Here is a 10,509-nt window from a genome sequence, read left to right on the forward strand (position 1 = left end):
CGACGTGCCGGCGTGCACCACCGGGATGCGCCCCTGCGGCGGCCGTGCGACGTTGAGCGGTCCCGTCACGCGCACGTGCGCGCCCTGCAGGTTCGCGGCGCGCAGCCGGTCGGCGTCGATCAGCACCCCGCGTTCGGCGTCGGCGATCCAGGCGTCGGCGTCCCACGAGTCCCAGAGCCGGCGCAGCGCCGTGACGAACTCCTCGGCCCGGTCGTAGCGGGTCTCGTTGTCGGCGTGCGCCTCGCGTCCGTGGTTGCCCGCCGCGCGCGGCTCGGCCCCGGTGACCAGGTTCACCCCGGCGCGTCCGCCCGAGAGCACGTCGAGCGACGCCAGCGACCGCGCGGTCGTGTACGGATCCGCGTAGGTGCTGTTGACGGTCGCGATGAGCCCGATGCGCGAGGTGAGGCCGGCCAGGAACAGCACGGCGCTGACCGGGTCGATGCGCGCGAGCAGGTACGGGTCGCGGAACTCCAGGTCGGGGCCCGTCGCGAGCCAGTCGCCGAAGAACAGGTAGTCGAGCCCGGCCTCCTCGCCCGCCGCGGCGATGCGCCGCAGGACCTCGGCGTCGCGTGCGGGGTCGCGGTGTGCTCCGGGGTGACGCCAGCCGGACGGGTAGGCACCGAGCGTGCGCACCATGGCGCCGATCACGAGGGGTTCGGTCATGCCGTCACGCTAGGAGCGCGGGACGGCGGCGACCACGGCGCGGAAGCCGGGGGTCACGCGACGTCACACGGCGACATGTCCACCCCACCCTCTACGCTGAGAGGATGACTGGTCTTCGTTGGGGAATCCTCGCGACCGGCGGCATCGCCGGCGCCTTCGCTTCCGACCTGCGCACGGCGGGCCTCGACCTGGTCGCGGTCGGCTCGCGCTCGCAGGAGTCCGCCGACGCGTTCGCCGCGCGGTTCGACATCCCGCACGCGCACGCCTCGTACGAGGCGCTCGTGGCAGATCCCGACGTCGACATCATCTACGTCTCCACACCCCATCCGATGCACCACGAGAACGCCCGGCTCGCCCTGGAGCACGGCAAGCACGTGCTGGTCGAGAAGGCGTTCACGCTGAACCAGGCCGAGGCCGCCGACCTGCAGGCGCTCGCCGCCGAGCGCGGCCTGCTGGTCACCGAGGCCATGTGGACCAGGTATCTGCCGCACATGGTGCGCATCCGCGAGCTGATCGCCGAGGGGGCGCTGGGCGAGATCCGCACCGTGAGCGCCGACCACACGCAGCTCCTGCCGACCGACCCGGCGCACCGCCTGAACGCGCTGGAGCTGGGCGGCGGCGCGCTGCTCGACCTCGGCATCTACCCGATCTCGTTCATCTGGGACATCCTGGGTGCCCCCACCAGCATCCGCGCGGTGGGCCGCCTGGTCGAGACGGGCGCCGACTCCGAGGTCGCCACGGTCATGACGCACGAGGGCGGCGCAGTGTCGACCAGCCTGTCGTCCTCGCGCGGCGCGGGCCCCAACGCGGCGAGCATCGTGGGCACCGCCGCCCGCATCGACATCGATCGCGTCTGGTACGCGCCCACCACGTTCCGTCTGGTGCTGGCCGACGGCACGGTCGCGGAGGAGTACGTGACCGACATCACCGGGCGCGGGATGCAGTTCGAGGCGATCGCGGCGGAGCGTCTCGTGGCCGAGGGGAACCTCGCCGGCGACATCCTCCCGATCGCCGAGAGCGTCGCGATCATGGGGGCGCTCGACGAGATCCGCGCCCAGATCGGCGTCCGCTACCCCGGCGAGGAGGACCACCGTGGCTGAGACCCCCGACGCCCGTGTCGCGGTCTACCTCGACTTCGACAACATCGTCATCTCCTGGTACGACCGCGTCCACGGCCGCAACTCGTACGGCAAGGACCGCCAGCGCATCACCGAGAACCCCAACGACCCCGAGGTCGCCGAGCGGTTGAACAGGGCGATGATCGAGGTCGGCGCCATCATCGACTACGCCGCCTCGTTCGGTACCCTCGTGCTCACCAGGGCCTACGCCGACTGGTCGTCGCCCGTGAACGCCGAGTACCGCTCGCAGCTCGTGGCCCGTGCGGTCGACCTGGTGCAGCTGTTCCCGGCCGCCGCGTACGCCAAGAACGGCGCCGACATCCGGCTCGCGGTCGACGCGGTGGAGGACATGTTCCGCCTGCCCGACCTCACCCACGTGGTGATCGTGGCGGGCGACAGCGACTACGTGCCGCTCGCGCAGCGCTGCAAGCGCCTCGGCCGCTACGTGATCGGGGTCGGCGTGGCCGGCTCCACCGCGAAGTCGCTCGCCGCCGCGTGCGACGAGTTCGAGTCGTACGACTCGCTGCCCGGTGTCGCCCGCCCGGCGAAGAGCGTGAACCGCACGCCCGCGGAGGCCCCGGCGGAACTCGCGGCCCCACCGGCGGACACCGCAACCAAGCCGAAGGCGGCACCCAAGACGCGCGCGAAGGCCAAGGCCGCGAAGACCGAGGAGCCCAAGGTCGAGGAGAAGATCGACGACCAGGGCGAGGCCACGCGTCTGCTGGAGCGGGCGCTGCGCCTCGGGCACGACAAGGCCGATGCCGACGAGTGGCTGCACAGCTCAGCGGTCAAGACGCACATGCGCCGCATGGACCCGTCCTTCAGCGAGAAGGCGCTCGGCTACCGGTCGTTCTCCGACTTCCTGAAGTCGCGCGACGACATCGCCGAGCTCGAGGAGACGGGGCACGAGCGCCTCGTCCGCCTGCGCGAGCCCTGATCCCCCCGCCTGCGCGAGCCCTGATCCACCCGCCTGCGCGGGGCCTGGCCCATCCGCCTGCGCGGGGCCTGGCCCATCCAGGCCGAGGTCCGGCCCCTACTGGTTGCTGAAGGCGGCGTCGAACGCGGCCTCGGGCGGCGGCCACAGCAGCGACCGCACGAAGCCGAGCGCTTCGGGGGCGCCGTGGAGCCGGTCCATGCCGGCGTCCTCCCACTCGATCGAGATCGGGCCGTCGTAGCCGATCGCGTCGAGTGCCCGGAAGGCGTCCTCCCACGGCACGTCACCGTGACCGGTCGACACGAAGTCCCAGCCGCGCCGCGGGTCGCCCCACGGCAGGTGCGACCCGAGCACGCCCGCCCGGCCGTTGTGCGGACGCATCCGGGTGTCTTTGCAGTCCACGTGGTAGATGCGGTCGGCGAAGTCGACGATGAACCCGACCGGGTCGATGTTCTGCCACATCATGTGCGAGGGGTCCCAGTTGAACCCGAACGCCTCGCGGTGGTCGATCGCGTCGAGCGCACGCACGCTCGACCAGTAGTCGTAGGCGATCTCGCCCGGGTGCACCTCGTGCGCGAACCGCACGCCCTCGCCGTCGAACACGTCGAGGATCGGGTTCCAGCGATCGGCGAAGTCTTGGAACCCCTGCTCGATCACGGCGGCGGGCACGGGCGGGAACATCGCCACGTAGGGCCAGATCGACGAGCCGGTGAAGCCCACGACCGTGTCGACCCCGAGCTTGCGGGCGACCCGGGCGGCGCGCGTCATGTCCTCGGCCGCTCGCTGCCGCACCCCTTCGGCCTCGCCGTCGCCCCACACGTACGGGCGCAGGATGCTCTGATGGCGAAAGTCGATCGGGGCGTCGCACACGGCCTGGCCCGCCAGGTGGTTCGAGATCGCGAAGAGCCGCAGGCCGTGTCGGTCGAGGATCTCGCGGCGCGAGGCGAGGTAGGCGTCGTCCTCGTCGGCGCGGCGCAGGTCGAGGTGGTCCCCCGATGCCGCGACCTCCAGCCCGTCGTAGCCCCACTCGGCGGCGAGCCGGGCCACCTCCTCGAACGGCAGGTCGGCCCACTGGCCGGTGAACAGGGTGACCGGACGAGTGCTCATGGATCCTCCTTGGTCGCGGGTACGGGGTACGGGGGTCGGGCGGGCGGGGTCGCGGGGTCAGGCACCCAGGGCGCGCAGATGGGCGATGCTGCGCGCGGCGAGCTCGTCCTGGCTCGCGGCGAGCGGGCGCCACACCGACGCCGCGACCGCGATCGTCGCGTTCTCGCCGGTGAAGCTCTCCAGCCCGAGCACCCCGCGGTAGCCCGCGTCGTCGAGCGCCGCGAGGATGCCCGGCCAGTCGGTGTGGTCGTCGCCCACCGCCCCGCGGTCGCTGCCGCACACCTGCACGTGGGCGATCGCGGATCCCGCGGCCCTGATCGCGTCGGCCGGCCGCTTCTCCTCGATGTTGAGGTGGTACGTGTCGAGGGCGAGCCCCACGCCCGCGCCCAGCAGCGGCTCGAGCGCGTCGAGGCTCTGCGCGACCGTGTTGAGCACGCTCGTCTCATACCGGTTGAGGGGTTCGACGGCGAGGATGAGCCCGGCGGCCGCCGCCTCGTCCGCCAGGGGCGCCAGGTTCTCCCGCAGCTCCGCCACGACCGCGGTGCGCTCCCCCGCGTCCATCCGCCAGGTCGCTCCGGTGGGCGCGTAGAACGGACCGGCCACGACCGGGGAACGGAGGATCGCGGCCGCGTCGAGGCAGGCGCGCAGGTACTCCTGCGTCGCCGGCACGTCGCCCGCGCGTGCCACGAGCGACCGCCCCTGCCCCATCGCGCCGACCAGGACCGCGCCCATCCCGAGGCCGTCCAGCACGGCACGCGCCCGCACGGGGTCCCAGTCGCCGGGGTTCTCCAGCGGCAGTTCCAGGGCGTCGTAACCCATCCGTGCGGCGGTGTGCGCGAGCGGCTCCAGCGTCTCGTCGGTGAGCGGAGACGTCCACACCCAGGTGTTGACGGCGATCGTGCGGGGCATCGTTGTCCTTCGATCAGGGAGTCGCTCCCACCCTCCCACCCCGGTGACACGGAGCGGAAGGGCGGGAGCGCAAGCGGTTACGGGATCTGCCGCTCCTGCCACACCGTCGGGTAGCCGGGGAGGTTCTCCCCGCCGAACTTGGCGTAGTGGCCGTCGGGCATGCCCTCGTTCGCCGCCAGGTAGTCGTCCAGCTCCGCCTCGGTGATGGGCTTCTGCGGCAGCACCCACTCCTTCGGCACCTCCTGGCCGGCGAAGATCATCTGCGCCGCGAGCAGCGGGGTGCGCCACTGGAAGTTCGAGTACACCGGGGCGAGGCCGGTGAGGCCCGTGTCCTTCCACTTGCGCAGGAAGCTCATCTCGTCCTCACCGGTCATGACCGGGTAGTCCGCGCCGGCGTCCTCGAACGCCTCGATGGCCGCGACGGCGCCGTCACCGGCGTCCATCCAGATGCCGTCGACGTCGCCCTTGGCGAGCTCGTCGCTGATGATGCTCTTGATCTCCGCCGGGTCGGCGCCCGTGAAGTAGTCCACGGCCTCGATGCCCGCCTCGTCGAACAGCTTCTCGGCACCGGCCCAGCGGTGCTCCAGCACGTCGACGCCGGGGAGGATGCGCAGGGCCACGACCTTGTCGCCCTCCTCCAGGTTGTCGATCAGGAACTCGGCCGTGTCGATGCCCCAGGCGAAGCCGCCGATGGGGTGGATGAAGGTGACGGGGCAGTCGGTGTTCACACCGCGGTCGAACACCACCACGGGCTTCCCGGTCTCGCACGCCCGGTCGACGGCGGGCGTCATGGCCGCCGTGCTGTTCGGCGAGATGAGGAACACGTCGCAGTTCCCCTCCGAGATGAAGTAGTCGATGTCGGCGATCTGCGTGTCATCGGAGTCCTGCGCGTCGCGCGTCTCCATCTCGCTGATCGCCCCGGCCTCCTGCAGCGCCTTGAGCTGCTCGTTCATGGTGATCCAGCCCGTCTGCCGCCACGGGTTGGAGATCGAGGCGTTCGCGAAGCAGGCCTTCTTGGCCCCGGCGCTGGCGAACTCGGACGTGTCGACCATCTCGGCGTTGATGTGCTGCAGGTAGGGCTCGTCGGCGGGACCCTGGGGTTCCACGCCGCGCTCCTCGTCCTGCTTGTCGAACAGCTCCTGGTCGAACCACTCGGTCGTCTCCGCCGCCTGCTCGGGGTTCTCCGACTCCGCCGGCGCCACGGACGGGTCGGTCGTGCACCCGGCGAGCGCGATGAGGCCGAAGAGGGCCACCCCGGCGGTGGCGATCTTCATCGATCGTCGCATTGCTAATCTCCTCTGGTTTCTGTGTGGATGGTGCGTGAGGTCGTGGCGGCCCCGTGGGTCACGGGCGCCGCGGGTTCGGGTGCCGCGGGCTCCGGCGCCGCGGGTTGGGGGCCGCGTGCGCGGCGGGCACGGAAGGCGACGGCGGAGTAGGCCACCGCAGCGATGATGATGACGCCCTGCACAGCGTCGCGCAGCGTGGACGGCACGCCCGCGATGTTGAGGAGCATGAACAGCGCCTCGAGCGTGAACGCCCCGGCGACCGCGCCCACGATCCAGCCCCGGCCACCGCCGAGCACGACGCCGCCGAGCACGACCGCCGTGATGGCGGTGAACTCGTAGCCGCGGCCGACCGACGGGTGCACGCCCGCATAGCCGACCAGCAGCACGGCCGACAGCGTGGCCGAGAGCGAGGAGATCACGAACGCGCGCGTGGTGACCCAGGCGCGGCGGGCACCGGCGTAGTCCACGGCCCTGGCGTTGTCGCCGATGGCGATGAGGGTCTTGCCGAGCGGCCGCTTCGTGAGGACGACGCCCAGCGCGAGCCCCACGATCAGCAGCAGCACCGCCCACGGGATGAAGTCCAGCAGCGGCACGTCGCGCAGGCCGCCACGTCCGATCTCGCGGAAGCTGTCGGCGGGGTTTCCGGTGGCCGCTCCCCCTGTCCACCACATCACCCCGCCGAGCAGCGCGAGCATCATGCCGAGCGTCACGATGAACGACGGCACCTTCAGCAGCGTCGTGATCAGGCCGTTCACGAGCCCGACGGCCACCGCGAAGACCACCATGAGCAGCAGCACCGGGATGGTGCGGGCGTCGTCCTGGCCCACCAGGTTGCCGGCGATGATGACCTGCGCCGTGATGAGCGAGCCCTGCGACAGGTCGAACTCGCCGGCGATGATCACGAAGTACTGCCCGATCGCGACGATGGCGATGGGTGCGACCCGCTGCAGGAACCGCATGAACTGCCCCGGCTCGGCGAAGCTCGGGTTGAGGATCGTGACCGCGACGAGCAGCACCACCAGCAGCAGGAACACGGCGCCGCGCGGGCTGACGAGGGTGCGCAGGGCCTTCATGAGCGCGTTCCTTCCGTCGTGGAGCCGGGACTGGGCGCGAGCTCCCGCGCCGCCGCCGCCATCTCGGCCTCCGCGGCTCTGGCCGCCGCATCGCCCCCGGTGCGCGTGCCCCCGGCGCCGAAGCGCGGGCGACGCCGCACGATCGCGCGACGGCTGTACACCGCGACCGCCGCGACGATGACCACGCCGCGCACCACGTCCTTCAGGAACGGGTTCACCTGCAGCACGCTCATCACGTTGTCGACCACCGCGAGGATCGCGACGCCGCCGATCGTGCCCCAGATGGAGCCGCGGCCGCCGAGGAGCAGCGTGCCGCCCAGCACGACCGCGGCGATCGAGAGCAGCGCATAGCCGCCCTGCTGCCCGACGGTCGGGCTGCCGACGCCGAGGCGGCTCGCGAGCAGCAGTCCGGCGAGCCCTGCGAACACGGAGCACAGCACGTGCGCCCAGATCAGCGGCATCCGCGTGCGCACGCCGCTGAGCCGTGCGATCTCCGGGTCGCCGCCGACGGCGTACAGGTGCGCGCCGGTGCGGGTGCGGTTCAGCAGCACCCAGACCACCACGGCGAGCACGATCATGATGATCGTCGACACCGGGACGGGCCCGACGCCGGTGGCGCCGATCAGCTGGAACGCCCAGGGGACGTTGCCCGCCGAGCCCTCGAAGTTCGTGTTGAGGATGCCCTGGAGGATCAGCCCCACGCCGAGCGTGGCGATGAAGCCGTTCACCTTGAGCACCGTCACGATCACGCCGTTGAGCAGCCCGATGCCCGCGCACACCAGCAGCGTGACGGCCACGGCGACCGGGATGTTGCCGGGGTTGCCGTTCATCAGGGTGGCCGCGAGCAGGCTCGATAGGCTGATGACGTAGGTGACGGAGAGGTCGAGCGACGCCCCGAGCACCACGAGCGTCTGCCCGATCGCGACCAGTCCGAGCACGCTCATGCCGGTCAGCACGTCGCGGATGTTGCCGGGGCTGAGGAAGTTGCGGCCGACGGTCGCGACGAGGATCGCCCCGACCACGAGGGTCAGCACGAGGATGCCGAGCACGATCACGGTGGAGTCGATGCGCAGCCGGGGGCGGGTGGCGGTGGTCATCGCTGGCCTCCCTCGGTCGAGGGGCGCGCATCCGCACCGGTCGCCGCGGCGAGGATCTCGTGCTCCGCGGAGCCCGCGGGCAGCTCGGCGACCAGCTCCCCGTCGTGCATCACCAGGATGCGGTCGCTCATGCCGATCACCTCCGGCAGCTCGCTCGAGACCATCAGCACGGCCGTGCCCTGCGCCGCGAGCTGGCGCATCAGCTCGTACACCGCGTACTTCGCGCCCACGTCGATGCCGCGTGTCGGCTCGTCGAACAGCACGATCTGCGGTCCGGTGAGCAGCCACTTCGCGAGCACGACCTTCTGCTGGTTGCCGCCGGAGAGGTACCGCACCTCCTGGTCGAGCCCGCGCGACGACACCTCCAGCGCGCTGAGCACGCCGGGCACCTCGCGGCGCGACGCGGCCGTGCGCCCGGCGAACACGCTGCGCACGACCAGCAGGGCGTTGTCGAGCACCGACTGGCTGAGCGCGAGGCCCTGCGCCTTGCGGTCCTCCGACACGAGCGCGAGCCCCGCACGGACGGCCGCCCGGGGGCCGGTGATGCGCACGGGGGCGCCGTCGATGCGCATCGTGCCACGCGTGAACGCCTGGATGCCGAACACGCCCTCCACGAGCTCCGTGCGTCCAGAGCCCTGGAGCCCGGCGACGCCGACGATCTCGCCGGCGCGCAGCGTGAGCGACACCCCGTCCACGTAGGCGTTGCCGCAGCCGTCGAGCTCGAGCCGCGGCTCCCCCACCGCGGTGCCCTCGAGCGCGTCGGGGAAGTACGACTGGATGGAGCGGCCGACCATGCGCCGCACGAGCTCGTCGGTCGTGAGCGCCGCGGTGTCGTCGGTGGACACGAGGGCGCCGTCCTTGAGGATGGTGATGCGGTCGCAGAGGTCGAAGATCTCCTTGAGCCGGTGCGACACGTAGAGCACCGCGACCCCGCGCGAGGTGAGCCGGCGGATGATGGCGTACAGCAGCTCGACCTCGCGGTCGCTGAGCGCCGCCGTCGGCTCGTCCATCGAGATGACCCGGGCGTCGAACGACAGGGCCTTCACGATCTCGACGATCTGCTGCTCGGCCACGGTGAGCGAGCCGACGCGGGCCTGCGGGTCGATGAACGACACTCCGAGGTCGTCGAGCAGTGCGCTCGTCTTCGCGTTCATGCCGCGCACGTCCACGAAGCCCGCCCGGCGCGGCTCGCGTCCGAGGTACACGTTCTGCGCGACCGTGCGCTCGGGCAGGAGCGTGAATTCCTGGAACACGGTCACGATGCCCGCGTCCATGGCCTGCCGCGGGTGCGCGTGGTGCACCTCTTCGCCGAGGTACGTCAGGGTGCCCTCGTCGGCGGGCTGCACTCCGGCGATGATCTTCATGAGCGTGGACTTTCCCGCACCGTTCTCGCCCACGAGGCCGTGCACCTCACCCGGTCGCACGTCCAGGTCGACGCCGTGCAGCACCTCCACGCCGAAGAACGACTTGCGGATGCCGCGCGCCGCGAGCACGGGCTGCGTCGTCGTGGCGGTCATGCCGTCACCTCCACCCATCGGCCGTCGTGCGCCGCCGAGTCGAGCACGGCTTCGGTGAGCACGGCGGAGCGGTGTCCGTCGGCGAAGGTCGGGAGTCCGTCCGGTCGGGCCCCGCCGATCGCGGCGTACACGTCGGCGACGAAGCCGTTGAACGCGTCCTGGTAGCCCATCGCATGCCCCGCTGGCACCCGCTGCAGCCGGGCCGCATCGGCGCCGGCGGTCGCGGGGTCGCGCAGCAGCAGCCGGGACTCCTCGCGCATCCCGACCCAGAGCTCCTCCGGGCGCTCCTGCTCGAAGCGCAGGCTCTGCCGCGAGCCGTGCAGCTCCAGGGTGAGGGCGTTCTTCCGCCCCGGTGCCATCTGCGAGATGAGCAGCGTGCCGAGCGCGCCGGAGCCGGTCTCGACGAGCACGGCGACGAGGTCCTCGGTGTCGACGGCGTGCCCGCCGCGCTCCGCGTAGACGCGGCGGCTGCGGGCGCTGAGGGCACGGATGCGCTCTCCCGTGACGAACTCGATCAGGTCGCACAGGTGCGAGCCGATGTCGGCGAAGGCGCGCGAGGCGCCGCCTGCCTCAGACCTCACGCGCCAGTCGTCGTCGCCGGGCAGCAGCATCCAGTCCTGGAGGTAGGAGCAGTCGAGGGTGAGCAGGTCTCCCGCCTCTCCCCTGGCGATGCGGGCCCTGGCCTCGCGCACCATGGGGTGGTAGCGGTAGATGAAGGGGACGGCGCCGATGAGGCCGGCCGCGGCGGCCGCCTCCGCGAGCTCGCGGGCATCGTCCGCGGTGGTCGCGAGCGGCTTCTCGCAGA

General features: G+C 71.8%; 10 protein-coding genes. 2 read left to right on the plus strand and 8 right to left on the minus strand.

Going from position 1 to position 10,509, the window contains the following annotated elements; genetic code table 11:
- Positions 1-663, minus strand: a 663-nt coding sequence (locus tag DW299_RS09735; RefSeq protein WP_136036470.1) for an LLM class flavin-dependent oxidoreductase, incomplete at its 3' end; no start/stop codon positions are given.
- 104 nt (positions 664-767) lie between these two features.
- Here DW299_RS09735 and DW299_RS09740 point away from each other — a divergent pair.
- Positions 768-1,763, plus strand: coding sequence for a Gfo/Idh/MocA family protein (locus DW299_RS09740; RefSeq protein WP_136036471.1), 996 nt, complete (start codon positions 768-770; stop codon positions 1,761-1,763).
- The gene (locus DW299_RS09745) at positions 1,756-2,718 is read left to right on the plus strand and encodes an NYN domain-containing protein (protein ID WP_136031082.1); all 963 of its coding nucleotides are present in this window, start codon (positions 1,756-1,758) and stop codon (positions 2,716-2,718) included. Before DW299_RS09740 ends, DW299_RS09745 begins: the two co-directional genes overlap by 8 nt.
- Before the next feature lie 96 nt (positions 2,719-2,814).
- Here DW299_RS09745 and DW299_RS09750 read toward each other — a convergent pair whose 3' ends face one another.
- The 7 genes from DW299_RS09750 to DW299_RS09780 form a co-directional block, all read right to left on the minus strand.
- Positions 2,815-3,822 carry a sugar phosphate isomerase/epimerase family protein gene (locus DW299_RS09750; protein ID WP_136036472.1) on the minus strand — a complete coding sequence of 336 codons (1,008 nt, stop codon included), beginning with the start codon at positions 3,820-3,822 and terminating at the stop codon, positions 2,815-2,817.
- A gap of 57 nt (positions 3,823-3,879) precedes the next feature.
- Positions 3,880-4,731: a sugar phosphate isomerase/epimerase family protein gene (locus DW299_RS09755; protein WP_136036473.1), complete on the minus strand. Its 852-nt coding sequence runs from the start codon at positions 4,729-4,731 to the stop codon at positions 3,880-3,882.
- Positions 4,732-4,808: 77 nt separating this feature from the next.
- Positions 4,809-6,005, minus strand: coding sequence for a substrate-binding domain-containing protein (locus DW299_RS09760; RefSeq protein ID WP_372490612.1), 1,197 nt, complete (start codon positions 6,003-6,005; stop codon positions 4,809-4,811).
- 14 nt (positions 6,006-6,019) lie between these two features.
- Positions 6,020-7,090, minus strand: a complete 1,071-nt coding sequence (locus DW299_RS09765) for an ABC transporter permease (protein ID WP_240745371.1) — start codon at positions 7,088-7,090, stop codon at positions 6,020-6,022.
- Entirely contained in the window at positions 7,087-8,187 is a 1,101-nt protein-coding gene (locus DW299_RS09770) for an ABC transporter permease (protein WP_136031092.1), read from the minus strand. Before DW299_RS09770 ends, DW299_RS09765 begins: the two co-directional genes overlap by 4 nt.
- Positions 8,184-9,704 carry a sugar ABC transporter ATP-binding protein gene (locus DW299_RS09775; RefSeq protein ID WP_136036474.1) on the minus strand — a complete coding sequence of 507 codons (1,521 nt, stop codon included), beginning with the start codon at positions 9,702-9,704 and terminating at the stop codon, positions 8,184-8,186. The genes DW299_RS09770 and DW299_RS09775 overlap by 4 nt, the downstream gene beginning before the upstream one ends.
- Positions 9,701-10,509: Gfo/Idh/MocA family protein (locus tag DW299_RS09780; RefSeq protein WP_136036475.1), on the minus strand; the 809-nt coding region annotated here is incomplete at its 5' end. The genes DW299_RS09780 and DW299_RS09775, both read right to left, overlap by 4 nt.

The sequence above is a fragment of the Microbacterium sp. K35 genome (assembly GCF_004794375.1).
GTDB lineage: Bacteria > Actinomycetota > Actinomycetes > Actinomycetales > Microbacteriaceae > Microbacterium > Microbacterium sufflavum.

Excerpts from the sequence above, each read along its gene's own strand:
- DW299_RS09740 (WP_136036471.1), top strand. The coding sequence starts at position 768 with ATGACTGGTCTTCGTTGGGGAATCCTCGCGACCGGCGGCATCGCCGGC.
- DW299_RS09750 (WP_136036472.1), bottom strand. The coding sequence starts at position 3,822 with ATGAGCACTCGTCCGGTCACCCTGTTCACCGGCCAGTGGGCCGACCTG.
- DW299_RS09760 (WP_372490612.1), bottom strand. The coding sequence starts at position 6,005 with ATGAAGATCGCCACCGCCGGGGTGGCCCTCTTCGGCCTCATCGCGCTC.
- DW299_RS09770 (WP_136031092.1), bottom strand. The coding sequence starts at position 8,187 with ATGACCACCGCCACCCGCCCCCGGCTGCGCATCGACTCCACCGTGATC.
- DW299_RS09755 (WP_136036473.1), bottom strand. The coding sequence starts at position 4,731 with ATGCCCCGCACGATCGCCGTCAACACCTGGGTGTGGACGTCTCCGCTC.
- DW299_RS09765 (WP_240745371.1), bottom strand. The coding sequence starts at position 7,090 with ATGAAGGCCCTGCGCACCCTCGTCAGCCCGCGCGGCGCCGTGTTCCTG.
- DW299_RS09775 (WP_136036474.1), bottom strand. The coding sequence starts at position 9,704 with ATGACCGCCACGACGACGCAGCCCGTGCTCGCGGCGCGCGGCATCCGC.